At 73.1% G+C, this 25,574-nt stretch carries 25 protein-coding genes; 13 read left to right on the forward strand and 12 right to left on the reverse strand.

The genetic code is table 11. The features are described from left to right. The first annotated feature begins 124 nt into the window (after nt 1-124). The gene (locus tag AB0M28_RS32560) at nt 125-925 is read left to right on the forward strand and encodes a hypothetical protein (protein ID WP_365412981.1); all 801 of its coding nucleotides are present in this window, start codon (nt 125-127) and stop codon (nt 923-925) included. 102 nt (nt 926-1,027) lie between these two features. On the opposite strand, the gene AB0M28_RS32565 is transcribed toward AB0M28_RS32560, so the two are convergent. From AB0M28_RS32565 to AB0M28_RS32580, 4 genes are all read right to left on the reverse strand, one after another. Further along, nucleotides 1,028-1,261 (reverse strand): chaplin, encoded by a 234-nt coding sequence (locus AB0M28_RS32565; protein ID WP_365412983.1) that lies wholly within the window; start codon nt 1,259-1,261, stop codon nt 1,028-1,030. Between the two features lie 237 nt (nt 1,262-1,498). Continuing rightward, nucleotides 1,499-1,741 carry a chaplin gene (locus tag AB0M28_RS32570; RefSeq protein ID WP_365412985.1) on the reverse strand — a complete coding sequence of 81 codons (243 nt, stop codon included), beginning with the start codon at nt 1,739-1,741 and terminating at the stop codon, nt 1,499-1,501. Nucleotides 1,742-1,909: 168 nt separating this feature from the next. Further along, a complete protein-coding gene (locus tag AB0M28_RS32575; RefSeq protein WP_365412987.1) occupies nt 1,910-2,560 on the reverse strand; it encodes a response regulator transcription factor in 651 nt (216 codons plus the stop codon). Continuing rightward, nucleotides 2,553-3,716 (reverse strand): GAF domain-containing sensor histidine kinase, encoded by a 1,164-nt coding sequence (locus AB0M28_RS32580; RefSeq protein ID WP_365412989.1) that lies wholly within the window; start codon nt 3,714-3,716, stop codon nt 2,553-2,555. The genes AB0M28_RS32575 and AB0M28_RS32580 overlap by 8 nt, the downstream gene beginning before the upstream one ends. Nucleotides 3,717-3,898: 182 nt before the next feature. On the opposite strand from AB0M28_RS32580, the gene AB0M28_RS32585 reads away from it, so the two are divergent. The 3 genes from AB0M28_RS32585 (at nt 3,899) to AB0M28_RS32595 (ending at nt 6,406) form a co-directional block, all read left to right on the forward strand. Continuing rightward, a complete protein-coding gene (locus AB0M28_RS32585) occupies nt 3,899-4,618 on the forward strand; it encodes an SDR family NAD(P)-dependent oxidoreductase (RefSeq protein ID WP_365412991.1) in 720 nt (239 codons plus the stop codon). After that, a complete protein-coding gene (locus tag AB0M28_RS32590) occupies nt 4,615-5,688 on the forward strand; it encodes an S-adenosylmethionine:tRNA ribosyltransferase-isomerase (protein WP_365412993.1) in 1,074 nt (357 codons plus the stop codon). The genes AB0M28_RS32585 and AB0M28_RS32590 overlap by 4 nt, the downstream gene beginning before the upstream one ends. A 241-nt stretch (nt 5,689-5,929) precedes the next feature. Further along, on the forward strand, nt 5,930-6,406 hold the full coding sequence (locus tag AB0M28_RS32595; RefSeq protein ID WP_365412995.1) for a transglycosylase SLT domain-containing protein: 477 nt from the start codon (nt 5,930-5,932) through the stop codon (nt 6,404-6,406). Nucleotides 6,407-6,477: 71 nt separating this feature from the next. On the opposite strand, the gene AB0M28_RS32600 is transcribed toward AB0M28_RS32595, so the two are convergent. Next, nucleotides 6,478-8,946 (reverse strand): FHA domain-containing protein, encoded by a 2,469-nt coding sequence (locus tag AB0M28_RS32600; protein WP_365412997.1) that lies wholly within the window; start codon nt 8,944-8,946, stop codon nt 6,478-6,480. 344 nt (nt 8,947-9,290) lie between these two features. Here AB0M28_RS32600 and AB0M28_RS32605 point away from each other — a divergent pair, with 344 nt between their 5' ends. Then, nucleotides 9,291-11,060, forward strand: coding sequence for a streptophobe family protein (locus AB0M28_RS32605; protein WP_365412999.1), 1,770 nt, complete (start codon nt 9,291-9,293; stop codon nt 11,058-11,060). A gap of 28 nt (nt 11,061-11,088) precedes the next feature. Here the strand turns inward: AB0M28_RS32605 and AB0M28_RS32610 are convergent, their stop codons facing one another. Further along, entirely contained in the window at nt 11,089-11,694 is a 606-nt protein-coding gene (locus AB0M28_RS32610) for a DUF6817 domain-containing protein (RefSeq protein ID WP_365413001.1), read from the reverse strand. 604 nt (nt 11,695-12,298) lie between these two features. Between AB0M28_RS32610 and AB0M28_RS32615 the strand changes: the two genes are divergently transcribed. Together AB0M28_RS32615 and serB are read left to right on the forward strand one after the other, a co-directional pair. Further along, nucleotides 12,299-13,192 (forward strand): LysR family transcriptional regulator, encoded by an 894-nt coding sequence (locus AB0M28_RS32615; protein ID WP_365413003.1) that lies wholly within the window; start codon nt 12,299-12,301, stop codon nt 13,190-13,192. A 67-nt stretch (nt 13,193-13,259) separates the two neighbouring features. Next, complete coding sequence (gene serB / locus AB0M28_RS32620; protein WP_365413005.1) at nt 13,260-14,474, forward strand: phosphoserine phosphatase SerB; 1,215 nt, start codon at nt 13,260-13,262, stop codon at nt 14,472-14,474. 36 nt (nt 14,475-14,510) lie between these two features. Here serB and AB0M28_RS32625 read toward each other — a convergent pair whose 3' ends face one another. Further along, on the reverse strand, nt 14,511-15,029 hold the full coding sequence (locus AB0M28_RS32625) for a histidine phosphatase family protein (RefSeq protein ID WP_365413006.1): 519 nt from the start codon (nt 15,027-15,029) through the stop codon (nt 14,511-14,513). Nucleotides 15,030-15,147: 118 nt separating this feature from the next. On the opposite strand from AB0M28_RS32625, the gene AB0M28_RS32630 reads away from it, so the two are divergent. Beyond that, complete coding sequence (locus AB0M28_RS32630; RefSeq protein WP_365413008.1) at nt 15,148-16,323, forward strand: hypothetical protein; 1,176 nt, start codon at nt 15,148-15,150, stop codon at nt 16,321-16,323. Between the two features lie 124 nt (nt 16,324-16,447). After that, entirely contained in the window at nt 16,448-16,645 is a 198-nt protein-coding gene (locus AB0M28_RS32635; protein ID WP_365413010.1) for a hypothetical protein, read from the forward strand. A gap of 75 nt (nt 16,646-16,720) precedes the next feature. Here AB0M28_RS32635 and AB0M28_RS32640 read toward each other — a convergent pair whose 3' ends face one another. Then, nucleotides 16,721-16,834 carry an SGM_5486 family transporter-associated protein gene (locus tag AB0M28_RS32640; protein ID WP_365413012.1) on the reverse strand — a complete coding sequence of 38 codons (114 nt, stop codon included), beginning with the start codon at nt 16,832-16,834 and terminating at the stop codon, nt 16,721-16,723. Nucleotides 16,835-16,900: 66 nt separating this feature from the next. Continuing rightward, nucleotides 16,901-18,151, reverse strand: coding sequence for an MFS transporter (locus tag AB0M28_RS32645; protein WP_365413027.1), 1,251 nt, complete (start codon nt 18,149-18,151; stop codon nt 16,901-16,903). Between the two features lie 35 nt (nt 18,152-18,186). Here AB0M28_RS32645 and AB0M28_RS32650 point away from each other — a divergent pair, with 35 nt between their 5' ends. Next, on the forward strand, nt 18,187-18,855 hold the full coding sequence (locus tag AB0M28_RS32650; protein WP_365413014.1) for a FadR/GntR family transcriptional regulator: 669 nt from the start codon (nt 18,187-18,189) through the stop codon (nt 18,853-18,855). Nucleotides 18,856-18,866: 11 nt separating this feature from the next. Here AB0M28_RS32650 and AB0M28_RS32655 read toward each other — a convergent pair whose 3' ends face one another. From AB0M28_RS32655 to fabG, 3 genes are all read right to left on the reverse strand, one after another. Then, the gene (locus AB0M28_RS32655) at nt 18,867-19,211 is read right to left on the reverse strand and encodes a hypothetical protein (RefSeq protein ID WP_365413016.1); all 345 of its coding nucleotides are present in this window, start codon (nt 19,209-19,211) and stop codon (nt 18,867-18,869) included. A 202-nt stretch (nt 19,212-19,413) separates the two neighbouring features. Further along, nucleotides 19,414-20,181, reverse strand: a complete 768-nt coding sequence (fabI, locus tag AB0M28_RS32660) for an enoyl-ACP reductase FabI (RefSeq protein WP_365413018.1) — start codon at nt 20,179-20,181, stop codon at nt 19,414-19,416. 5 nt (nt 20,182-20,186) lie between these two features. Beyond that, nucleotides 20,187-20,906 carry a 3-oxoacyl-[acyl-carrier-protein] reductase gene (gene fabG / locus AB0M28_RS32665; protein ID WP_365413019.1) on the reverse strand — a complete coding sequence of 240 codons (720 nt, stop codon included), beginning with the start codon at nt 20,904-20,906 and terminating at the stop codon, nt 20,187-20,189. Between the two features lie 230 nt (nt 20,907-21,136). Between fabG and AB0M28_RS32670 the strand changes: the two genes are divergently transcribed. From AB0M28_RS32670 to tyrS, 3 genes are all read left to right on the forward strand, one after another. Then, nucleotides 21,137-22,657 (forward strand): TldD/PmbA family protein, encoded by a 1,521-nt coding sequence (locus AB0M28_RS32670; RefSeq protein ID WP_365413021.1) that lies wholly within the window; start codon nt 21,137-21,139, stop codon nt 22,655-22,657. Beyond that, nucleotides 22,654-24,048 carry a TldD/PmbA family protein gene (locus tag AB0M28_RS32675; RefSeq protein WP_365413023.1) on the forward strand — a complete coding sequence of 465 codons (1,395 nt, stop codon included), beginning with the start codon at nt 22,654-22,656 and terminating at the stop codon, nt 24,046-24,048. Before AB0M28_RS32670 ends, AB0M28_RS32675 begins: the two co-directional genes overlap by 4 nt. Before the next feature lie 155 nt (nt 24,049-24,203). Beyond that, nucleotides 24,204-25,466, forward strand: a complete 1,263-nt coding sequence (tyrS, locus tag AB0M28_RS32680) for a tyrosine--tRNA ligase (RefSeq protein WP_365413025.1) — start codon at nt 24,204-24,206, stop codon at nt 25,464-25,466. Nucleotides 25,467-25,574: the final 108 nt, after the last annotated feature.

The raw sequence follows: 25,574 nt of genomic DNA on the forward strand, positions 1-25,574 counted from the left end.
GGTCTGGGGGGCTGGTAGGCCCCCCAGCGGGACGGGGGGTCCGGGGGGCTGGTAAGCCCCCCGGCGGGGGCCTGGGAGCAGAGCCCCCAGAGGAACGCACCGCACGCGCCCTACCCTGTACCCCATGCTCGATGACCCCCGCTCCGGACGCCTGGCCGCCTGGGGCAACGCGATGATCGCCGGCCAGGTCTCCCCCGACACAGCCGTACAGCACATCATCGGGGGCGACGCGGTCCACCGGGTCGACGGCCTCCCCGGGGAGGCCGGACCCGTGGGCCTCACCCTCGCCCTCGGCCGGCTGCGCGCCCTCGGCGCCACCGGACTGCGCGTGGCGCTGCCCGCCCCCGGGCATCCGCTGGGCCTGTCCGGCCCGCCGGAGTTCAACGCGGCGGCCCTCCAGGCCGAGGAGGCGGTCATCGTCTCCGGCGGACCGGCGCTCGGGCTGGTGCCCGAGGTGTACGCCGTGGGGCCGGACGGCGACACCCATGTCGAGGTGACCTGGCGGTGCCTGGCCGTACGGGACGCGCCGCCCGCCGACGTACCGTCCCTCGGGGAGGCCGAGCGGGAGCTGGCGGAGGCGATGCGGGAGGCCACGGACGTCCTGACCCGGCTGGACGTCGCCGGCGCCGGGCCCGCGGCGCGTGCGGCGCTCGCGGCGTACCAGGCGCGGGCCGAGGCGGGACGCGGTGCGCTGGCGCCGGGTTATCCGCCGCGCGCGACGCGCGTGCTGGAGCTGGCGCAGCGGGTGGGGGCGCTGATGGCGATCGCCTCCGCACCGGAGACCGCCGAGCACGGCGCGGCGGTGACCGCCTCGGAGATCGCCGCCCGCCGGGACGCGCTGCGCCCGGTGGAGCGGACGGCGCGCAGGGCGCAGGTGGCGGCGTACAACGCGTTCGTGGAGGAACTGGAACGCCGGCGGGGGTGAAGTCGCGTCCAGAGCGCGGCGGGGGTGAGACCGCACCCGGAACACGGCGGAGCCCCGCGGACGGCGTGTCCGCGGGGCTCCGGAGCAGGGTGACTGATCCCGTCAGTTCGTACCCGTGTTGTCGTACGCGCTGTTGTGCGCGCCCACGGCGGTGATGGTGTTGCCGACGATGTTCACCGGCGACACGACCTCGGCCTGGGCGACGTTGCCGGACAGCACGCCGGCGTTGTCCGAGGCGTTGGCCTCGGCGGGCGCGGCGAAGGCGGCAGCGGCAGACGCACCCGTGGCCAGGCCGGCGACGGCGAGGACAAAAGCGGTCTTCTTGGCTGTCTTCATGGGGAGTTGTTCCTCCTGACGAGTACCTCGCGACCCCGTTTGCGCGGTCGCACGCTGAAGAACGCTTGGGCCGTCCGGATGACACGGCCACCCGTGTGGCGGCACCCGTTCAGCGCAATAGGCCGACGATCAGGGGAAGCGAAGATCGCAGCGGTACGGGAACCCGCGAAAAGCCCCCGGCCCCCCAGGCGACGCCTGGGGGGCCGGACGCATGGGAGCAGACTGACCGCGCGGGGGTCAGTGGTTGGCGGCGTAGTTGTCGAACGCCGCGTTGCCCACGCCGATGACGTTGGCGCTGTTGCCCGACACGTTCGCGTCGAGGTCCACGGGCACCTGCGCGACGTTGCCGGACACGACACCCGGGGAGCCCAGGGCCTCGCCGTTGGCCTCAGCGCCGTGCGCCGAGGCGACACCCGCGCCCGCGGCCAGCAGGCCGCCCGCCATGAGGGAGAGGGCCGCGGCCTTCTTCAGGTTCTTCACTGTTCCTCCTAGCAAATCGCCGCGGCCAGCCAGCCGCAGCACGCCATGGAGAACGCGGGACCGCCGCACCGGTTGCGCCAACCGGGGGACATCTACCCGACGGTATGAATCTCAGACCGGAAGACGACGTTCCGGCTCCGCTCCCCCGAAACCGCCGCGATCGTCGTATCAGCTGGTCAGCCCATGGCGTACGGCCCAGAGGGCGGCCTGGGTGCGGTCGGCGAGGTCGAGCTTCATCAGAATGTTCGACACATGCGTCTTGACGGTCTTCTCGGAGAGGACGAGCGCCCGCGCGATCTCCCGGTTGGAGCGGCCGTCGGCGATGAGTCCGAGCACTTCGCGTTCGCGTTCGGTGAGCGCGCCGCCCCTTCCGTGGCCGGGGCTGCTCTCCTCCTGGGTGAGCAGGGCGCCCGCGACCTCCGGCTGCAGCAGGACGTGTCCCGCGTGCACGGAGCGGATGGCGTGGGCGAGGGCCTCGGGGTCGACGTCCTTGTAGACGTAACCGGCCGCGCCCGCCCGCAGCGCGGGTACGACGGTGCGCTGCTCGGTGAAGCTGGTGACGATCATGACCCGGGCCGGATTGCCCGCGTCGCGCAGCCTGCGCAGGGCCTCGATGCCGTCCGTACCGGGCATCTTCACGTCCATCAGGACGACGTCGGGGCGCAGCTCCTCGGCGCGGGCGACGCCCTCGTCGCCGTCGCCGGCCTCGCCGACCACCTCGATGTCGTCCTGGATCTCGAGGAAGGTGCGCAGTCCCCGGCGTACCACCTGGTGGTCGTCGACGAGCAGAACCCGGATCCTGTCCCCGGTCTCAGCCACCGGGCACCTCCATCTCGATCATGGTGCCCTTGCCGGGCTCCGACGTAACGGTGAGGCCGCCGCCGACTCCGGAGGCCCGGTCCCGCATGGAGACCAGGCCCAGATGACGGCCGGCGGAGCGGACGGCGGCGGGGTCGAAGCCGTGGCCGTCGTCGCGGACGGTGAGGACGGCGCCGGCGCCGCGGCGGGCCAGGGTGACCTCGACGTGCTCCGCGCCGGAGTGGCGCAGGGCGTTGTGCAGGGCCTCCTGGGCGACGCGCAGCAGCGCCTCCTCCTGGGTGGCGGGCAGCGCCCTGACGCCGTGGGCGGTGAACGTGACGTGCGCCGCGTGGGCGCGGTCCAGCACCTGGACGTGGTCGGCGAGGGTGGCCGCGAGGCCGTGTTCGTCCAGGGCGGTGGGCCGCAGCTCGATCACGGCGGCGCGCAGTTCGTCGGCGGCCTCGGCGGCCAGCTGGACGACCTGCTGCAGCTCATCCTTCGCGCGGGCTGGGTCGCGGTCCACCAGGGCCGCGGCGGCCTGCGCGGTCAGCCGCAGGGAGAACAGCTTCTGCGAGACGGCGTCGTGGAGTTCGTGGGCGAGCCGCGCGCGTTCGTCGGCGATCGTCAGCTCGCGGCTGCGCTCGTACAGGCGGGCGTTGGTCAGGGCGATGGCCGCGTGCGCGGCGAGCGTCTGCAGCAGCGCCTCGTCGTCCGCCGTGAACGCGCAGCGGCCCTCGGTCCGCTCCCCCGGCCCGCACTGCTTGTTCGCGAGGAAGAGCGCGCCGAGGGTCTCCTCCCCGTCGCGGATCGGTACGCCGAGGAAGTCCCGCAGCGTCGGATGGGCCTTCGGCCAGCCGCCGAACCGGGCGTCGAGGCGGACGTCCGCCAGCCGCTGCGGGGCCTCGTCCCGCAGCATCGCGGCGAGGATGCCGTGCTGGCGCGGCAGCGGGCCGATGGCCTTCCACTGCTCGTCGCTCACCCCGTCCACCACGAACTGGGCGAAGCCCCCGTGGTCGTCGGGCACGCCCAGCGCGGCGTACTCGGCGCCCAGCAGCTCGCGCGCCGACGCGGTGATCGTCTGCAGGACGTCGCGGACCTGCAGCTGGCGGCTCATCGCGAGGAGCGCGTCGCTCACCGCGTCGAGTCCGCCGCGGGCCGGGGGCTTGGTTGACGGCATGCGCTCACCGTACCGGTGTGCCCTGGTCAGGGGATCGAGCGCGGGACGGGACCCGGCTAGGCCGCGGGGCCTAGGCCGAAGTACCCGGCCGGTCTGCATCCCCTGTCCGAGGCGCGGGCGGGTGTCGCGTTCCTACGTTTTCGACAGGTGCTGGAACGGACGACCGAAGGGACTTGAGGATCATGCCTGTCGCAGTGATCACCGGTGCGTCGAGGGGCCTCGGCCGGGCGCTGGCGTACGAGCTGGCCGGCCGGGGCTGGCAGCTGGTGCTGAACGCCCGCTCCCGGCACGTACTGGACAGGACCGTCGAGGAGCTGCGGGAAGTGGCCGGGCCGGACGCCCGGATCCAGGCCGTGGCGGGGGACGTGTCCGTCGACTGGACGCGCGGCGCGCTGGTGGCGGCCGCGCAGGACTACGGCGGGCTCGACCTGCTGGTGAACAACGCGAGCGCGCTCGGCGCCGAGCCGCTGGTGCCGCTCGCCGAGCAGCCCCTGGACGGCCTGCGGGCGGCGCTGGAGACGAACGTGGTGGCGCCGCTGGCCCTGGTGCAGGAGGCGCTGGTGCTGCTGGCGGCGGCGCCGCGCGGGCGGGTGCTGAACATCAGCAGCGACGCCGCGGTGGAGGCGTACGAGACATGGGGCGGTTACGGGGCGTCGAAGGCGGCGCTCGACCATCTCTCCGCCGTGCTGGCGGTGGAGCAGCCGGCGCTGCGGGTGTGGGCGGTGGATCCGGGCGACATGCGCACGGACCTGTACGCGGCGGCGGTGCCGGACGACGAGGACTTCGCCGAGCGGCTGGATCCGGCCGTGGTGGCGCCGGCGCTGCTGCGGCTGGTCGACGAGGACGTACCGAGCGGGCGGTACACGGCCGCGGCGCTCGCCCAGAAGGCGGTGTCCGCATGATGACGGCCCTGGAGGGTGGCGTGGAGGTCCCCGAGGCACTGCACGCCCGGGTCCCGCCGGAGCAGCGGGAACCGGGCGCCGGGCGGGACTCGGTGCGGCTGATGGTGTCGCGGCGGGAGAGCGGCGAGGTGACGCACCACGGCTTCCGGGAGCTGCCCGGGGTGCTGCGGGCGGGGGACGTGCTGGTGGTGAACACCTCGCCGACTCTGCCGGCGGCTCTGGACGGGCGGATCGGCGACGAACGGGTGGTCGCGCACTTCTCGACCGCCGGCGACGACGGCCGCTGGGCGGTGGAGCTGCGCTCCCCCGACGGGCGCGGGACGACGCGGCCGCGGCCGGGCGGTCCGGCGGGGACGGTGGTGCGGCTGCGGGGCGGGGCGTCGCTGGTCGCCGAGGAGCCGCTGGGCGGTGGGCGGCTGTGGTGGGCGCGGGTGTCGGTGGGGGACGTGGTGGGGCACCTGTGGCGGTACGGGCGGGCGATCCGGTACGCGTACACGGAGCGGGATCAGCCGCTGGCGGCGTATCAGACGGTGTTCGCGGGGCCGGGCGGGCCAGGTGGCCCGGGCGGCTCGGGCGGCTCGGCGGAGATGCCGAGTGCCGGGCGGCCGTTCACGGCGGAGCTGGTGGCGCGGCTGGTGAGCCGGGGCGTGCAGTTCGCGCCGCTCACGCTGCACACAGGGGTGTCGTCGGCGGAGGCGCACGAGCCGCCGTACCCGGAGCGGTTCGAGGTGCCGGAGCCGACGGCGCGGCTGGTGAACGCGGCGAAGGCGGGCGGCGGGCAGATCGTCGCGGTCGGCACGACGGCGGTACGGGCCCTGGAGTCGGCTTCCTCGGCGTCGGGCGTGGTGCGGGCGGCGCGGGGGTGGACGGATCTGGTCGTCACCCCGGAGCGCGGGGTGCGGGTGGTGGACGGGCTGCTGACGGGGCTGCACGAGCCGGAGGCGTCGCACCTGCTGATGCTGGAGGCGGTGGCGGGGCGGCCGCTGCTGCGGGGCAGCTACGAGGAGGCGCTGCGGGAGGGGTATCTGTGGCACGAGTTCGGGGACGCGCACCTCATTCTGGGCTCGTAACGGGGCCCGGGGTGTGAGGCCGGGCACGCGACCCAGGTCACTTACTAGGGGGCGTAGGAGCCGGGGCGGGCGGGAACGGTGGCGAAACCCGGCCTGAAGGGCCTTTGGTCCGGGACCCCGGGTCTCCTAGGGAGGGTCGTAGCGGGGGTCTTTGCCATGCGGATTCGGGTGGCCTAACACTGATCGAGTCGTGCCGGCGGACCGGCTCGCGGCCACGTCGACCCGAAAGGCAGCACCGCTCATGCGCATCACCCTCGCCCCGCGAATACGTATGTCCCGCGGCACCGCCCTCAAGGCGGCCGCCGTCACCACGGTGGCCCTGGCCGCGGGCCTGACCCTCGTCCCCTCCGCCTCGGCGGCCGACACCGGCGCCGTCGCCGCGGCCCCCGCGTCCGTGAAGGCCGCCTCGCTGCCGTCGGCGGGCACGCCGCAGGGGAACCGCGCGCTCGCGGACAAGATGATCAAGAGCGACGCGCAGTTCAAGTGCTTCTCCAACATCGTCGAGCGCGAGAGCACGTGGAACCACAAGGCGACGAACCCCTCCAGCGGTGCGTACGGCCTGGTGCAGGCGCTGCCCGCGAACAAGATGGCCTCGGCCGGCGGCGACTGGAAGACGAACCCCGCCACGCAGATCAAGTGGGGCCTGGACTACATGAAGGACCGCTACGGCAGCCCGTGCGGCGCGTGGACGTTCTGGCAGCAGAACCACTGGTACTGAGCCATTGCACGCAAGAGGCGGCACCCGGTCACGGGTGCCGCCTCTTGCGTGGTACGGGCGTACGGGGCAGGTCAGCGGCGCATGACCTCCGGCTCGTGGCGGCGCAGCAGGCGGGACACCACAACAGCGCTGAGGAATCCGAGGGCAAGCAGGACACCCATGTCGAGGGCATAGGTACCGAGCTCGTGCTTCCACCACGGGTTCACGTCCCCGCCCTTCTCCGGCGGGATCAGCGTGTTCAGATCCAGCACCGTCCCCATCGCCGCGGTCGCCCAGTGCGACGGCATCAGCCAGGCTACCTGCGCCAGGCCCGGGGTCCCGAACAGCGGGAAGAGCGCCCCGGCGAACACGACCTGCACCATCGCGAACATCACCAGCAGCGGCATGGTCTTCTCCGCCGTCTTCACGACGGCCGAGATGATCAGGCCGAACATCATGCTGGCGAAGCCGAGCGCCGCGATGGCCAGCGTGAGGTCGATGAAGGGACTGGCCAGCAGGCCCTCCTTGGGCAGATCCCGGGGCAGCAGCCCGATCGCGGCGATCATGACAGCCTGCAGCACCGTGATGAAGCCCAGCACGATCACCTTGGACATCAGGTAGGCGGACCGCGACAGACCCGTGGCGCGTTCCCGCTCGTAGATCACCCGTTCCTTGATCAGCTCACGGACCGAGTTCGCCGCGCCGCCGAGGGCGGCGCCGACGGCGATGATCACGAGGATCGCGGGTGCGTCCTCGTTCGCTCCGCCCTTCTCGGAGTTGGGCAACAAGCCGGTGTCCGCGGGCATCGCCGCGCTCAGGACGCCCAGGACGATGGGCAGCAGGAACATCAGCACGATGAAGCCGCGGTCCGACGCGATGACCGAGCAGTACCTGCGCACCAGAGTGCTCAGCTGCGCGCCCCAGCTCTGCGGCTTCGGTGGCTTGATCGCGGCCTGCTGGACCTGTGCCGACTGCGGCGCCACCGCGTCTATGTCCGCCGCGTACATCTGGTAGTGCTGCGAGCCGTGCCAGCGGCCCGCCCAGTCGTAGTCGCGGTAGTTCTCGAACGACGAGAAGACGTCCGCCCAGCTGTCGTAACCGAAGAAGTTCAGCGCCTCCTCCGGCGGACCGAAGTACGCCACCGAACCGCCCGGCGCCATCACCAGCAGCCGGTCGCACAGCGCCAGCTCGGCCACCGAGTGGGTGACCACCAGCACCGTGCGGCCGTCGTCCGCGAGGCCGCGCAGCAGCTGCATCACGTCGCGGTCCATGCCCGGGTCCAGGCCGGAGGTCGGCTCGTCCAGGAAGATCAGCGAGGGCTTCGTCAGCAGCTCCAGGGCGACCGAGACGCGCTTGCGCTGGCCGCCGGAGAGCGAGCTGATCTGCTTCTCCTTGTGTACGTCGAGCTTCAGCTCGCGCAGCACCTCGTCCACGCGGGCTCGCCGCTCGGACTCGGCGGTGTCGCCGGGGAAGCGGAGCTTGGCCGCGTACCGCAGCGCCGTCTGCACGGTCAGCTGGGCGTGCAGGATGTCGTCCTGCGGCACCAGGCCGATGCGCTGGCGCAGCTCGGCGAACTGCTTGTAGAGGTTGCGGCTGTCGTACAGGACATCGCCCTCGTTGGCGGGCCGGTAGCCCGTCAGCGCCTTCAGCAGCGTTGACTTGCCGGAGCCGGACGGGCCGATGACGGCGATCAGGCTCTTCTCCGGTACGCCGAAGGAGACGTTGTTGAGGATGGTCTTGTTGTCCGGACCCACCTTCACCGTCAGATGACGGGCGGAGAAGGTGACCTCACCGGTGTCGACGAACTCCTCGAGCTGGTCGCCGACCAGCCGGAACGTGGAGTGGCCGACGCCGACGATGTCCTGCGGGCCGATCAGCCGGCTGGTGCGCGGCGGGAGCTGCTGGCCGTTGACGAACGTGCCGTTGTGGCTGCCGAGGTCGAAGATCTCGAAGCGGCCGTCCGGGGTGGCGCGGAACTCCGCGTGGTGGCGCGAGACCTGCAGGTCGTCCACGCGCAGCTCGTTGTCCAGCGCGCGGCCGATCCGGCTGACCCGGCCGAGGGCCAGCTTGTGGAACGTCGTGGGGTTGCGGTCGCCGTAGACCGGGCCCGGGCCCTGGGCGGGCGGGCCGCCCGCCTGCTGCGGGATCCTGGGCTGCGGCTGCTGCTGCGCGCCCGGCCCGTTCGCGCCCGGGCCGCTCTGCGGCCAGGCCGGCTGCGGCGGCTGGGCCGAGTAGGCGGTCGGGGCGCTGTAGACGTCGGCGCCGACGGCCGTGGCGGTGAGCTGCAGGCGCGGACCGTCCGTGGCGTTGCCCAGATGGACGTTGGAGCCCGGCCCGATCTCCGTCTGATGGATCCGCTGGCCGTGGACGTACGTGCCGTTGGTGCTGCCGTGGTCCTCCAGCAGCCAGCTCCTCCCGCCCCAGCGGATCGTGGCGTGCCGCCAGGAGACGCGGGCGTCGTCGAAGACCACGTCGCTCTGCGGATCCCGGCCAAGGCTGTAGGACCGTGACTGGTCCAGGTTCCAGGTGCGTCCGTTCAGTTCCAGTACGAGTTCTGGCACTCCATGCCCCACAAAGTTGTCCCCCGAGTTGCCCCCTGACATGGGGTCCCGCCGAAGTCTGTCCAGGCGGGCCCCTAGGGATTCTAGGGTCGGCTAACATCGGGAGGAACTGTTTCACCCTGTTCCGCCCCCGGGCAACCTCATCGGCCGTGCTGGTTGATCTCATCACCGGTCCCACGGGGCCGAGTTGACCCCAGGCGCATCACGGAGCCCGAACGGGTGACGGCTTTCCAAGCCAACGGCCAGTTGTCCACAAGTCGTTGACCGCGTGTGCGGCGGGCGCGGAGAGTAGTACCCGACACAGGCGCAGCCGTGGCGAGTAGCGCCCGCATACGGGCGCAGCCGTGAGGAAGAACGACCGGGGGCGGGATCCGATGAGTGAGCGCGGCGTCGGCATGCGGTGGGGTGGAGTGATCGCCTCTGCCGTGGCGACGGTGAGTTGGGCGTATCTGGCGATGGTGGCGGTCGCCGCGCTCGGCCTGCACTTGATGGGCGCCGACGAGGTGGGCGCGCTGGGGCCGATGACGGCCGCGGCGACCGCCCTGGCGGTGGGCGGGCAGATCACGCCGACCGGCGAGGTCGGCATGCTCGGCATGGACGTGGAGCCGGCGCAGGCGGCGGTGAGCCTGACGCCGCTGGGCGTGAGCCTGGCCGGGGCGCTGGTGCTGGGGTGGCTGTTCGTACGGTCCCTGCGGCAGGCGGGCGCCTTCATCAGCGGCACCGAACTCGCCGCGCGGGCGGGCACGGTCGTCGTGCTCTTCACCGCGCTGCTCGGCGGGCTGGTCTGGGCCGGCAGCGGGTCGGTGACGATCGACGGGGCGAAGCTGCCCGTCGGTGGCCAGGCACCTGGCGGCGGCGTGCTGGACGAGCTGCCCGGCGGGATCGGGGACGAACTCGGCGGCGGTCTGGAGGACGCGCTGGGCGATCTGGCGCAGGCCGACGCGAAGGTCGGGTTCGACGTCGACGCGGCGCCGACCATCGTGGCCGGGCTGCTGTGGGTGCTGGTCGTGCTGCTGATATCGCTGGCGGCCTCGCGTACGTCCCCGCTCCCGCGCGGCTGGGAGGCGCTGCACCGCACGGTGCGGCCGGCCGCGTCCGCGCTGCGGATGGTGGTCGTGCTGGCCGTCGCGGCCGGTGGCGCCGCGGCCGCATACGCGGCGGTGACGGAGGACGCGCACGGGCTGATCGCCGGATCGGCGCTGATCGGCGCGCCGAACGGGGTGTGGCTGGCGATACCCCTGGGCCTGTTCGTGCCCTTCCACGGGGCGGCGACGGGGCAGCTGAAGAGCATGCTGCCGTCCCCGATGGACGAACTGCTCTCCGACGACGACAAACCGATCACCCTGAGCCGGCTGGCGGAGCTGGACGGCCGGGTGTGGCTGCTGGCGCTGGCGTGCGCGCTGATGATGCTGTCGGCGGGCGTGGTCGCGGCGGCGCGGACCCCGCGGTCGGGCTCGACCGGTTCGTACGTCGGACAGTGCGCGGTGCGGCTCGGCGCGGTCGCGGCGCTGACGCTGCCGCTGCTGGTGTTCCTGACGGAGGTGTCGGCGGACGCGAGCCTGTCGGTGTTCGGCTTCGACGCCGTCGGGGCGGGGGTGGAGCTGCAGGGGAACCTGCTGATGGCGCTGCTGCTCGGGGCGTTGTGGGGCGCGGGCACGGGAGCGGTCGGCGCGGTGCTCGCGGTGTGGACGGGCGCGGCGGGCGGCCGGGCGGCGCCGCTCGCGCTGGACTCCGGCGCGACGGCGGCACCGGTCCCTGCGCCCGGTGGGCCGCAGCCGTCGGGGCGGACGTACCCGTCGGTGGCGTACCGCCCCGGTCCGTACAACCCCTCGGGTCAGCCTTCGGCGCCCGGCGAGGCGAACCCGTACGCGGCGCCTTCGGGCGACCCGGGCCCGCGCAACCCGGACACCCCGAACCCGTACGGGGCGAACACGCCGGGCCCGTACGGCCGGCAGACGCCGAACCCGTATGCCTCCCCGAGCCCTCCGAACGGCAACGGCGGCGCGCCGCCGGACCTGCCGACCATGACGGGCCCGCCGCCGCCCCCTCCGCCGCCTCCGGGGAACCCTCCGCAGGGGCCGCCTCCTCCGGGACGGCCGGGGCCGCAGCGGTAGGGCGGGCCGGGGCCGAGCGCGGCGGGCGCTACGGCGACAGCGTCGTCTCGCAGTCCTGCCACGCCGCCGGGGTCAGCAGCGGGCGCAGGGACGTGAACAGGGCGAGGAGGGGCGCCGCGCGGGTGGTGCGGAAGGCGGGGTCCGTATGGGCCAGGTCGAGTTCGTTCGCCGCGGTCAGTTCGGCGAGGTCCCGGCGTAGGCGGGCGTTCAGCGGGCGCGTGCCGCCCGTGAAACGGTCGTGGAGCGAGGCTCCGGGGGTGGGCAGGCCGGGGTAGGTCCGCGGCCGGTCGCAGGCGGCGTAGGCGTACACCACGGCTTCCGCCTCCGGGCCGATCAGCGACGTGAGCTCCGGCCGGCGGTCGAGGGGCAGCAGGGGCTGGGGAAAGCCGTCCGTGCCGTAGAACGCGTGGCACAGGCCCGCGAGTTGCAGGGCGGGGCGGGCCTGCCATCCGGCGAGCCGTCCCCGTACCCGCCACAGATGGGCGAGCAGCGTGCCCCCGGGGTGCGGGACGGCCTCCGCGCCGAGGGTGCGCAGCAGGGCGACCGCCTGGGCGGCGGCGTCCAGGGGTGGGGGTGGCGCGGGGTGCGGGGAGGGATGCGAGTGCGAGGAGGGACGCGAGGGAGGAGCGGACATGGGTTCCTGACCTTTCCCGGGCGGGTGGTGCACAGTTCGCGGCGCGAGGTACGGCCGTCGGGGCGCGGGGTACGCCCCTTCGGGGCGCGGGGTACGCCCCGCGAGCGGCGGGGCGCCCCGCCGTGGGACGGCGGCTTCTCGCGCCACGGGCGAGCCTCCCGCGGCACGGGCGAGCCACCCCGCGGCACGGGCGAGCCACCCCGCGGCACGGACGGGCCACCCGCGGCACGGACGGGCCTCCCGCGGCACGGGCGGGCCTCCCGCATCGCGCGGCAAGCCACCGCAGCGGGCCGGGCGGGCCTCGCCGTGGGACACGCCCACCTCACCCGCGGGACGGGCGCCTGACACGGGAGGGCACGCACCGCTGCAGGACAAGCACGTCCCGCCACGGCACGGGCGGACCCCACCGCCGGCACCGCGCCCTCCCCCGTCGGACGGGCCCCGTCCAACGGGGTCGGCACCCGGCCGGGCCTCCCCGGGTCCGGATCCTCGTGGAGGCGCCGGACGGGTTGCCGCCTGGGCCCTGTCACTGATCCTGCTGGGCGCACGCACCCCAGTCAATCCTGGGATTTCCTCCCCATCTCCAAGCTGTAGCTTGGGGTTTGTGACCCTCGACGATCTGCGCGTCTTCGTGGCCGTGTGCCGGGCCGGCAGCCTCAGCGCCGTGGCGCGCGAGCTGACCTGCACCCAGTCGGCGGTGAGCCAGCACGTGAAGCGGCTGGAACGAGAGACCGGCGTGAGCCTGCTGGAGCGCCGCCCGCGCGGCGTCGTGCCCACCGCCGCGGGCCGCGTCCTGTGCGACGCCGCCGCCGACGGCATCGCCGGTCTCGACCTCGCCCTGCGCCGCCTGGGCGATCTCGTGAACGGCGAGAGCGGCTCGGTGCGGATCGCCACCGGCGGCACGACGGTGCGGCACTTCATGGCGGCGGCGATCGTCGCGTTCCGCCGCCGCCATCCGAAGGTGAGCCTGGAGTTCCAGACGGAGACCTCCAGCCGCGGCTGCTTCGACGCCCTGCTGTCCAGCAGCCTGGACCTGGCGTGGATCACCGTCGGCGCACCCGTGCGCGGCATCGAGCAGCGGACGGTGGTCGAGCTGCCCTGGGTGCTGGCCGTACGGACCGACGACCCGCTCGCCGGCCGGCCCCGCGTCGAGGTGTCCGACCTCGCCCGCATCCGCCTGGTGCGCCTGCCCCCGAACTCCACCTCCGGCGCCCGGCTGGACGCCGCCTTCGACGCGCTGGGCGTGCGCGTCGGCTCGGACACGAGCGTCGCCGACTGGGACACGGCGCTGCTGCTCGCGGAGCTGGGCCTCGGGCACGCCGTGGTGCCGGCCGTCCCCGGCCTCGCGCCACAGGACGGGCTGCGGCTGGTGCCCGTACCCGCGCTGCCGCCGCTGCCGGTGGGCTGGGCCGTACGCCGCTGGGACGCCCTCCCGCCGCTCGCCCGCGCCTTCGCCGACACCGTCACCCGCAGCTGTCTGCCCGGCGCCACCGGGTGACCCCGGCTGCCCACCCCTCGGACCGTCGCGTCGCGGCGTGGCGGGCGACGGTAGGTTGGGCGGCATCATGAGCGCACCGTCTGATGCCCCCACGCTGCTGATCAAGATCTTCGGCAAGGACCGTCCCGGGATCACCGCCGGACTCTTCGACACCCTCGCCGCCTACGCCCTGGACGTCGTCGACATCGAGCAGACCGTCACCCGCGGCCGGATCACCCTCTGCGCCCTGGTGACCGCCCCGGCCGCCGGCGTGGCGACCGAGGGTGAGCTGCGGGCCACCGTGCACAGCTGGGCCGAGTCGCTGAAGCTCCAGGCGGAGATCATCTCCGGTATCGGCGACAATCCGCCCCGGGGAACGGGCCGTTCGCATGTGACCGTGCTGGGGCATCCGCTGACCGCCGAGTCGACGGCAGCCGTCGCCGCGTCGATCACCGGTACGGGCGGGAACATCGACCGGATCTTCCGGCTGGCGAAGTATCCGGTCACGGCGGTCGAGTTCGCGGTGTCCGGCGCGCCGACGGAGAAGCTGCGGACCGTGCTGGCCACGGAGGCGTCCTCGCTGGGCGTGGACATCGCCGTGGTGTCGGCGGGCCTGCACCGCCGGGCGCAGCGGCTCATCGTGATGGACGTGGACTCCACCCTGATCCAGGACGAGGTGATCGAGCTCTTCGCCGCGCACGCCGGCTGCGAGGCCGAGGTCGCCGAGGTGACCGCGCGGGCGATGCGCGGGGAGCTGGACTTCGAGCAGTCGCTGCACGCCCGGGTGGCGCTGCTGGCGGGGCTGGACGAGTCGGTCGTGGACAAGGTCCGCGAGCAGGTGCGGCTGACGCCGGGCGCGCGCACCCTGATCCGTACGCTCAAACGGCTCGGCTACCAGGTGGGCGTGGTCTCGGGCGGCTTCACCCAGGTCACGGACGAGCTGCGGGAGCGGCTGGGGCTGGACTTCGCCGCCGCCAACACCCTGGAGATCGTCGACGGCCGGCTCACGGGCCGCGTCACCGGCGAGGTCGTGGACCGGGCCGGGAAGGCGCGGCTGCTGCGCTCCTTCGCCGAGGCGGCGGGCGTACCGCTGGACCAGACCGTCGCGATCGGCGACGGCGCCAACGACCTGGACATGCTCAACGCGGCCGGTCTCGGCGTCGCGTTCAACGCCAAGCCCCTGGTCCGCCAGGCGGCCGACACCGCGGTGACCGTGCCGTTCCTGGACGCCGTGCTCTATCTGCTGGGGATCACCCGCGAAGAGGTGGAGACGGCCGACGGGCCCGCCGGCGCCGAGGCGTGAGCGGGCGGGGGCGCGCCGCCCCCGCCCGGGCCTGGGTCAGTCGTTCGGCGTCCAGTACTGCGTCACCTTGCCCACCCCGTGCTCGACGGTCTTCCACGAACCCTCGAACGTCACCACGGCGAGCGCCCCGGTCGGGAACCCCGTGCGCCGCATCCGCGGCAGCGCGTCGCCGTCGGCCTCGCCGGCGAGCGCGTCGGCCAGCGCGTGCATCCCGGGGTTGTGCCCGATGACGAGCAGGTCGCGCACATCGTCCGGGGTCTCGTTGAGCAGCGCGATCAGCTCGCCCAGGGACGCCTCGTAGAGCCGGTCCTCGTACACCGTCCGCGGCCGCTTTCCGAGCTCGGTCACCGCCAGTTTCCACGTCTCGCGGGCACGCACCGCCGTGGAGCACAGCGCCAGCTCGGGCGTGAGGCCCAGATCCGCGATCCGCCGTCCCGCTGTGGGCGCCTCCTTGCGCCCGCGGTCGGCCAGGGGCCGGTCGTGGTCGGAGACCTGCGGCCAGTCCGCCTTGGCGTGCCGCAGGAGGATGATGCTACGGGGCGTTTCGACGCTCATACGCCCAGGTTCGCACGAAATCCGCCGTCGCGCGGGCGATGTTGGGATGCTCACCCGGCCGGGGGGAGCTTGTCCGCCGGTGGCGGAACCGGCCCCGCGGCGGCGGTGTACAGGGGGCGTGGAGATTCTCGGGAACGAGCCGCCCGGGCGGCCGCGGAGCGCCTGGTTCCGCCTGCCGCGCCGGGCCCCACGGGGGCTGAAGGTGCCGGCGGTGGCCCTGGTGCTGCTGGGACTGGCCTGGATCACGGTCTCCGACCCCGCTCTGAACGCCCCGGCCGCCCCCGCCGCCCCGAGCCCCTCGGTCGTCGCGGTCACCGCGCCCCCGCCCCGCCCGGCGCCGGTCCTTCCGGAGGCCGGTCCGCCACCGCACACCGGACTGCGCCTGCTCCTCGGGGACACCCTGTACGACGTGGACGCCGGGACCGCGCACCAGGTGCGCGGGCTGCCGCCCCGGCGCGTGTACACCTGGTCGGCCGCGGCCGGACCGGAGGCCGTGCTGCTCTCGACGGACCGGGGCGCGGACACGTTCGCGGACGACGACGTGTACGTGCTGCGCCGCGGCTCGGACCGCGCCCGCCTGCTCGCCCGGGGCGCCTGGCCGAAGCCCGCGCCGGACGGGGCGTGGCTGTGGCGCTGGTACACCGAGAAGCACTGCGAGCTGGGGAAGGTACGGCTGGACGGCACGCGGGTGCGGCCGTACCGGCGGATCGACTGCATGTTCGACGTGTCCGAGGAGACGCGACTCGGTCTGATCGGCCGGAGGAACGAACCCGGAGGGCCGGCCGAGGCCGACGGCGTACTGCTGCGGCCGCAGGACCTCACGGTGACCTACCGGGCCCCGGACCCGATCGTGGTCGTGGGCGGGACGGTCTACTCGGTGAAGGACGGGGTGCTGCGGTCGGAGGAGCCCAGCGGGGTGCCGCGGTCGCTGGGGCGACTCCCCGTACTGCCGCGGGAGATCGCGCCGCAGGTGAAGGCGAGCCCGGACGGGGCGCTGCTCGGGTTCGTGTTCACGACCGTCTCACCGGCCGCTCCGTACCAGAGCGTGGAGGTCCGGGTGTACGACCGGCGTACGGCGCGGTGGCTGCGCATGCCGTCGACGCCTGTCTCGGCCTCCATCAAGACCCTGCAGTGGACGTGGACACACGACGGACGGATCGCCCTCGCCGCGGACTTCGAGCGGCGCGGTCAGCGGATCGTGGTGTGGCGGCCGGGCGCGGAAGGCATGACCGTCGTGCGGTACGGGCCGCCGCCTGAGGGCGCGTACGGACTGGTCGATCTGACGGCGTGGTAGGGCTTTCCCCACCATCCCCTAGGGGGTCAGGGTCAGGGTCATCTGGGTGGGTCACCGGATGGGAATAAGCGTGGCGCTTCCGTAGGTTCGAGTTGGCAGGAGGAACGGACCTCGAGGGGGACCCATGGCGATCACGACGCACGGCGAGCCGTCCTCCCGTCCGGCCGAGCCCCGGTTGCGGTGGTGGGCGCTCGCCCTTCCGGTGGCCATGTTCGTCACGCTGCTCCTCGCCCTCGGCAGTTCCGACGCGGAGGCGGCGTCGTCGATGCCGCTGGGGAACGTGCTGGCGTGGCTGGCGGACGCGTTCCTGCACTTCTTCTGAGACGCGTTCCTGCGCTTCTTCCGAGCCGCGTTCCTGCACTTCTTTTGAGCGGTGGGGTCGCGTTTCGCCGGCCCCTCAGGACAGCACGCTGGCCGCCACGCTGATGACCACGGTGATCGCGGCGATCACGCCGAGGATCATGAGGAGCTTGCGCTGTCCGCCCTGCGGATTCGGTTCCAGAACTGGCATACGGCCATCCTCGCATCCGGAGCGGGGCGCTCCTCCCCCGGGCCCGGGACGCCCGGGAGCCCGGCCTCAGACCTCGTCCTCGACGACCCGGTCCCGGCCGGCCAGCAGGCCGACGGACACCTGGGCCACCATCAGCACCGCGAGCACCGCGAGCGGGACGTCCCAGCCGTCCGTGCTCTCGTAGAGGGCGCCGACGACGAGCGGGCCGGGGATGGAGATGAGGTAGCCGGTGCCCTGGACGAAGGCGGAGAGCCGGACGACGCCGGCGGTGGTCCGGGCCCGTACCCCGATGAGGGTGAGGACCAGCGGGAACGCGCAGTTCGAGACGGCCAGCAGCAGCGCCCAGGCCCAGGCGCCGGCCTGCGGGGCCAGCCACAGCCCGGCGTAGCCGGCCAGCCCGCAGACGCCGAGGACGACGACGATCGGGCCCTGGTGGTTCAGCCGCCCGGCGATGCGCGGCAGGACGAACGCGAGCGGCACGCCCATGCCCATCGCGACGGCCAGCAGCAGGCCCGCGGTGCTCGCGGAGACACCGGCGTCGCGGAAGATCTGCGGCAGCCAGCCCATCGTGACGTAGGCGGCGGTGGCCTGGAAGCCGAAGAAGACGGCCAGCGCCCAGGCGGTGGGGCTCTTGGTGATACGGATCGGGCGCTCGGTCCCGGTGCGCGCGCCGGACTGGGCGGCCGCCCGGTCGGAGCGCAGTACGGCGGTCCACGGCACGAGCGCCACGACAGCGAGCAGCGCCCAGGACAGCAGGCCCAGCTTCCAGTCGCCGCCCAGGGCGTCGGTCACGGGCACGGTCACCGCGGCGGCGGAGGCGGTACCGAGGGCCAGGCCCATCGAGTACAGGCCGGTCATGGGTCCGACGCGGGTGGGGAACCAGCGCTTGACGATGAGCGGCATGAGCACGTTGCTCACCGCGATGCCGGCGAGGGCCAGGGCGCTGGCGGCGAGGAACCCGGCGGTGGTGCCGAGGAACGGGCGTATCGCGAGGCCGGCGGCGATCGCCCCGATCCCGGCGGTCACGACGGCCACGGGGCCGAAGCGGCGGGCCAGCCGGGGGGCGAGGCTGCCGAAGACGGCGAAGCACAGGGCCGGCATGGACGTCAGCAGGCCGGCGACGGTACCGCTCATGCCGACGCCGGTGCGGACCTCTTCGAGGAGGGCGCCGAGGCTGGCGATGGCGGGGCGCAGATTGACGGCGGCGAGGAGGAGCCCGGCGATCATCAGGCGGCGCGGCCAGGGGGAGTCGGTGCGTGCGCCGCGCTGCGCGCCGATTCGCGTGCCGAGTGCCGTGGCAGTCTTCTGGCGTAGCATGGAACCCATCCTCCAATCATAGGATGACTGACTCAATGCCTTTGACCTCCCCTCGTCGCGCGAGCCTCACCGACCAGGTGATCGCGTCGCTGCGCGCCCAGATCACGTCCGGCGAGTGGCCGGTCGGTTCCCGTATCCCCACCGAGCCCGAGCTGGTGGAGCAGCTGGGCGTGGCCCGCAACACCATCCGGGAGGCGGTCCGCGCGCTGGCCAACAACGGCCTGCTGGACATCCGTCAGGGCTCGGGCACGTACGTCGCCGCGACGAGCGAGCTGGCGGGCGTGATGCGGCGGCGGTTCGCCGAGGCGCCGATGCGGGACTTCGCGGAGCTGCGCAGCGCGCTGGAGGCGCAGGCGGCGCGGCTGGCGGCGGAGCGCCGCAGCGAACAGGAGCTGAAGCGGCTCGACGCGCTGCTGCGCCAGCGCGAGGACGCGTGGGCGTCGGGTGACGCGGAGGCGTTCGTGGCGGCGGACGCCACGTTCCACCTCTCGGTGGTGACGGCCTCCCACAACGAGGTCCTCACCGGCCTGTACTCGGACCTCGACGGTGTGATGCGCGACTACCTCCGTACGAACATCGGCCGCGAGCTGAAACCGGAGAACTACCTCGACCACGCGCGCCTGCTGGAGGCGATCCGCCGCCAGGACACCCGCACGGCGGAGGTGGAGGCGGCCTCACACGCCCTGCACTGCCGCTGGGACTAGCGGGCGCCCGGCTATCCCCTCTCGTGGGTGACCCACGCCTCGGCCACGTCGAACCAGCAGTGGGCCTGCAGGCGGCCGCCCTCCGCCGGGTCCAGGTCGAGGGCGCCGGTGTCGACGTCCGGGTCCCACCAGTCGGCGCATTCGACGTGGAGGCGTATGCGGTCGGCGTACGGGCTGGGGTTGAAACAGGTGACGCGGGCCGTGGAGCCTTCGACGAGCGTGCCGCAGGCCGCTTCCGTCGGGCCCTTCGACGGTTCCGCACGGTCGTCGTCGGGGGCGCCCAGGGCCACGGTCACGGTGCCGGCCGTCAGGACGGTGATGACGGTGCACGTGAGGAGGCGAAGGGCGAAGCGCACGCGGACCTCCTCGGCCGTACGACGGCACGGGCCGGGCCCCGCCGCTGCTGAACCACAGGGAGTTGCTCCCCTTCAGCATGGGGGGACGCGGGGAGGCGGCGCCCGGCCGGTTGGGCCGTACGGGGGACGGCACACCGCGTACAGCAGAACACCCCGCGCCGGAGCGCGGGGTGTTCGAGACGCGGGGCCGGGTGCCGGTCCGTTACGCGCCGATCGCGTGCAGGCCGCCGTCGACGTGGATGATCTCGCCGGTCGTCTTCGGGAACCAGTCCGACAGCAGCGCGACGATGCCGCGCCCGGCCGGCTCCGGGTCGGTGAGGTCCCAGCTCAGCGGGGAGCGGGTGTCCCAGACGGAGGCGAGGTCGGAGAAGCCCGGGATGGACTTGGCGGCCATCGAGCCGAGCGGCCCCGCGGAGATCAGGTTGCAGCGGATGTCCTCCGCGCCCAGATAGCGGGCGAGGTACCGGTTGGTGGCCTCGAGGGCGGCCTTGGCCGGGCCCATCCAGTCGTACTGCGGCCACGCGAACTGCGCGTCGAAGGTGAGGCCGACGACGGAGCCGCCGCCCGGCATCAGCGGCTTGCAGGCCATCGTCAGCGACTTCAGCGAGAACGCGGAGACGTGCATGGCCGTCGCCACCGACTCGAAGGGCGTGTCGAGGAAGCCGCCGCCGAGGGCGTCCGCCGGGGCGAAGCCGATGGAGTGGACGACGCCGTCCAGGCCGCCGAGCTCCGCGCGGACCTGCTCCTCCAGCCCGGCGAGGTGCTCGGCGTTGGTGACGTCGAGCTCCAGCACCTTGGTGGGCTTGGGCAGCTTCTTCGCGACGCGCTCGGTCAGCGTGGGCCGCGGGAAGGCGGTGAGGATGATCTCCGCACCCTCCTCCTGGGCCAGCTTGGCGGCGTGGAAGGCGATGGATGACTCCAGCAGCACCCCGGTGATGAGGATGCGCTTGCCGTCGAGGATTCCGCTCATGGTGCTCAGTGACCCATGCCCAATCCGCCGTCAACGGGAATGACGGCTCCAGTGATGTACGAGGCGTCGTCGGACGCGAGGAAGCGCACCGTGGCGGCGATCTCCTCGGGCTGGGCGTAACGGCCCAGCGGCACCTGGGAGACGATCCCGGCGCGCTGCTCGTCGTTGAGCGCGCGCGTCATGTCGGTGTCGACGAATCCGGGTGCGACGACGTTGAAGGTGATGTTGCGCGAGCCGAGCTCGCGGGCGAGGGAGCGGGCGAAGCCGACGAGGGCCGCCTTGGAGGCGGCGTAGTTCGCCTGGCCGGCCGAGCCCAGCAGGCCCACCACGGAGGAGATGAGGACGACGCGGCCCTTCTTGGCCCGCAGCATGCCCCGGTTCGCGCGCTTGACCACGCGGAAGGTGCCGGTGAGGTTGGTGTCCAGGACGGAGGTGAAGTCCTCCTCGGACATCCGCATCAGCAGCTGGTCCTTGGTGATGCCGGCGTTCGCCACCAGCACCTCCACCGGGCCGTGCTTCTCCTCGATCTCCTTGTAGGCCTGCTCGACCTGCTCCGAGTCGGTGATGTCGCACTTGACCGCCAGGACGCCCTGGTCGGTGAGGACCGCCGGCGGCTCGCCGCTGCGGTACGTGATCGCGACCTTGTCTCCTGCGTCAGCGAAGGCCTGGGCGATGGCCAGGCCGATGCCCCGGTTGCCTCCGGTGACGAGTACGGAGCGGCTCAAGGGTCCACCCTTTCTGCTTCTGTGACGGGGAGCGTTTCTGCCGCCGCAGATGCTGCCGCAGATGTCGCCTACCGCAGAAACTATCGGGCCGCGCCCGTATGCCCGCACTCCGCCCCCGACAGGGCGGTCGTCCGGACGCTTGTCGGGTTTCTACAGAAAGTACTGGTCCCGGGCCTGCGGGCACGGCATGATCGGGTCCGACCAGCCGTTGTCTGCGCCGGGAGGCGGGCGTGCCCCATTCGATTGACGAAGCGTTCACCGCGCTGCCGCTGCGAGCCCTGGCGGACGCGGCGCTGGCCCGCGCCCGGGCGCTGGGCGCGGCGCACGCCGACTTCCGGGTGGAGCGGGTGCGCAGCGCCTCGTGGCGGCTGCGGGACGCGAAGCTGTCCGGTTCATCCGATACGACCGATCTCGGTTACGCGGTCCGGGTGGTGCACGGCGGCGCCTGGGGGTTCGCCTCGGGTGTCGACATGACGATGGACGGCGCGGCGCGGGTCGCCTCGCAGGCGGTGGCGATGGCGCAGCTGTCGGCGAAGGTGATCGAGGCGGCGGGCTCCGACGAACGCGTGGAGCTGGCGCCGGAGCCGGTGCACGCGGACCGGACGTGGATCTCGGCGTACGAGATCAACCCCTTCGACGTGCCCGACGCGGAGAAGACGGCGCTCCTCACGGACTGGAGCCGGCGGCTGCTGGACGCGGACGGCGTGGACCATGTGGACGCCTCGCTGCTCGCCGTACAGGAGAACAAGTTCTACGCCGACACCGCCGGGACCGTCACGACGCAGCAGCGGGTGCGGGTGCATCCGGAGCTGACGGCGGTCGCGGTGGCGGAGTCGGGTGAGTTCGACTCGATGCGGACGATCGCGCCTCCGGTGGGGCGGGGCTGGGAGTATCTGACCGGCACCGGCTGGGACTGGGACGCGGAGCTGGCGCGGATCCCGGGCTGGCTGGCGGAGAAGATGGCGGCGCCGAGCGTCGAGGCGGGCACGTACGACCTGGTGGTCGACCCGTCGAACCTGTGGCTGACCATCCACGAGTCCATCGGCCACGCCACCGAGCTGGACCGGGCGCTGGGCTACGAGGCGGCGTACGCGGGCACGTCCTTCGCGACGTTCGACCAGCTGGGGAAGCTGCAGTACGGCTCCTCGCTGCTGAACGTCACGGGCGACCGGACCGCCGAGCACGGGCTGGCGACGGTCGGCTACGACGACGAGGGCGTCGCCGCGCAGTCCTGGGACCTGGTGCGCGACGGCGTCCTGGTCGGCTACCAGCTGGACCGGCGGATCGCGAAGCTGACGGGCTTCGAACGCTCCAACGGCTGCGCCTTCGCGGACTCCCCCGCGCATGTGCCGGTGCAGCGGATGGCGAACGTGTCGCTGCGGCCCGCGCCGGAGGGGCCGAGCACCGAGGAGCTGATCGGGGAGGTCGAGCGCGGCATCTACGTCGTGGGCGACCGGTCGTGGTCCATCGACATGCAGCGGTACAACTTCCAGTTCACCGGCCAGCGGTTCTTCCGGATCGAGAACGGACAGCTGGCGGGTCAGCTGAAGGACGTCGCGTACCAGGCGACCACCACGGACTTCTGGGGCTCGATGTCCGCCGTCGGCGGCCCGCAGACGTACGTCCTGGGCGGCGCCTTCAACTGCGGCAAGGCCCAGCCGGGGCAGGTGGCGGCGGTGTCCCACGGCTGTCCGTCGGCCCTCTTCCGTAACGTCAACATCCTCAACACGACTCAGGAGGCCGGCCGATGAGCCCCGCAGCTGTCAAGCCGCACGAGATCGTCGAGCGGGCGCTGGAGCTGTCGCGGGCCGACGGCTGCGTGGTGATCGCCGACGAGCAGTCCACCGCCAATCTGCGCTGGGCGGGCAACGCGCTGACGACGAACGGCGTCACCCGCGGCCGTACGCTCACGGTGATCGCCACGGTCGACGGCGCGTCGGGAACAGCGAGCGGTGTGGTGTCGCGGTCGGCTGTCACCGCCGACGACCTGGAGCCGCTGGTGCGCGCCGCGGAGCAGGCCGCGCGGGACGCGGGGCCCGCGGAGGACGCGGGGCCGCTGGTCACCGGGGTGACCGAGTCGCCGGACTTCACCTCCGCGCCGGCCGAGACGTCCTCGTCGGTCTTCGGCACCTTCGCGCCGCGGCTCGGCGAGACCTTCGCCCGTGCCAGGGCGGCCGGGCACGAGCTGTACGGCTTCGCGAACCACATGCTGACCTCGACGTACGTCGGTACGTCGGCGGGGCTGCGGCTGCGCCACGACCAGCCGACCGGCACCCTGGAGCTCAACGCCAAGTCCCCGGACCGGACGAAGTCCGCATGGGCGGGCCGGGCCACCCGGGACTTCACGGACGTCGACCCCGCCAAACTCGACGCCGAGCTGGCGCAGCGGCTGCGCTGGGCCGAGCGGCAGGTGGAGCTGCCGGCCGGGCGGTACGAGACGCTGCTGCCGCCGAGCGCGGTGGCGGACCTGATGATCTACATGACCTGGTCGGCGTCCGCCCGCGACGCGCACGAGGGCCGCACCGTCTTCTCCAAGCCGGGCGGCGGCACGAAGGTCGGCTCGAAGCTGTCGAGCCTGCCGATGACGCTGCGAAGCGATCCCGGCGCGGCCGGGCTCGAGTGCGCGCCGTTCGTCGTCGCGCACGCCTCGGGCGGGGAGTCCTCCGTGTTCGACAACGGGCTGCCGCTCGCCGCCACGGACTGGGTCCGGGACGGCGCGCTGGTGAACCTGCTGTCGACGCGCTTCACGGCCGGGCTCACCGGGCTGCCGGTGGCGCCGGAGATCGACAACCTGATCCTGGACGCGGAGGGCACGAAGTCCCTCGAGGAGATGGTCGCCGAGACCGAGCGCGGGCTGCTCCTGACATGCCTGTGGTACATCCGCGAGGTCGATCCGGCGACGCTGCTGCTGACGGGGCTGACCCGCGACGGGGTGTACCTGGTGGAGAACGGCGAGGTCACGGGCGCGGTGAACAACTTCCGCTTCAACGAGTCGCCCGTCGATCTGCTGGGCCGGGCCACCGAGGCGGGGCGTACGGAGATCACGCTGCCGCGTGAGTGGAGCGACTGGTTCACCCGGTCCGCGATGCCCGCGCTGCGGGTGCCGGACTTCAACATGAGCTCGGTCAGCCGGGGCGTCTGAGCGGGCGGGCGGGGCGGCCGGGCGTCCAGGCGGGGCGGGCGTCCGGGCGTCCAGGCGGGGCGGGCGTCCGGGCGGGAAACCGTTTAGGCGCCCGGGGCGCGAAGCCGTACCCTCATGAGCAGCCGAATGGGACCGGACCAAGGAGAAGCGAGATCGTGACGGACTTCGTCGACGAGCTGAAGTGGCGCGGGGCCATCGCCCTGTCCACCGACGAGGAGGCCCTGCGCAAGGCCTTCGCTGACGGCCCCGTGACGTTCTATTGCGGCTTCGACCCGACCGCGGCCAGCCTCCACGTGGGCCATCTGGTGCAGGTCCTGACCATGCGCCGGCTGCAGCTGGCCGGGCACCGGCCGCTCGCCCTCGTCGGCGGGGCCACCGGCCAGATCGGCGACCCGCGGCCCACCGCGGAGCGCACGCTGAACGACCCGGCGGTCATCGCCGAGTGGGTGACGCGGCTGCGCGGGCAGATCGAGCCGTTCCTCGACTTCGAGGGCGGCAACGCGGCCGTCATGGTGAACAACCTGGACTGGACGGCCGGGATGTCGGCCATCGAGTTCCTGCGGGACATCGGCAAGCACTTCCGGGTCAACAAGATGCTGACCAAGGAGTCCGTGGCCCGCCGCCTGGAGTCCCAGGAGGGCATCAGCTACACCGAGTTCAGCTACCAGCTGCTGCAGGGCATGGACTTCCTGGAGCTGTACCGGCGCCACGGCTGCGTCCTGCAGCAGGGCGGCAGCGACCAGTGGGGCAACCTCACGGCCGGCCTGGACCTGATCCACCGGCTGGAGCCGCACGCGTCCGTGCACTGCTTCGCCACGCCGCTGATGACGAAGGCGGACGGCACCAAGTTCGGCAAGACCGAGGGCGGCGCCGTCTGGCTGGACCCGGAGATGACCTCGCCGTACGCGTTCTACCAGTTCTGGCTGAACGCGGACGACAAGGACATCGCGACGTACAACCGCGTGCTGAGCTTCAAGAGCCGCGAGGAGCTCGAGGAGCTGGAGAAGCTCACCGAGGAGCGCCCGCAGGCCCGTGCGGCGCAGCGGTCGCTCGCCGAGGAGCTGACGACCCTGGTGCACGGCGCCGGCCAGTGCGCCGCCGTGATCGCCGCGTCGAAGGCGCTCTTCGGCCAGGGCGAGCTCGCGGAGCTGGACGAGGCGACGCTGCGGGCGGCGTTCGCCGAGCTGCCGTCCCTGAAGGTCGCCGAGCCGGCGCCGGTGGTGGACCTGATGGCCGAGGTGGGCCTGGTCGCCAGCAAGTCGGCGGCGCGGCGGACGGTGAAGGAGGGCGGCGCCTACGTGAACAACGTCAAGGTCGCCTCCGAGGACGCTGTACCGGCCGCCGCGGATCTGCTGCACGGGCGGTGGCTGCTGCTGCGCCGGGGCAAGAGGAACCTCGCCGCCGTCGAGATCGGCTGACACGGCTCCCCGGCGCCATTCTGTCGGTGGCTACCGGTAGACTGGGCGGCATCCGCCACTTGCGGAACATGTCGACCGCTGTACCTCATGATGCGTGGTCACCCGGAC

Origin of the sequence: Streptomyces sp. NPDC051940 (assembly GCF_040680895.1) — a bacterium.
GTDB lineage: Bacteria > Actinomycetota > Actinomycetes > Streptomycetales > Streptomycetaceae > Streptomyces.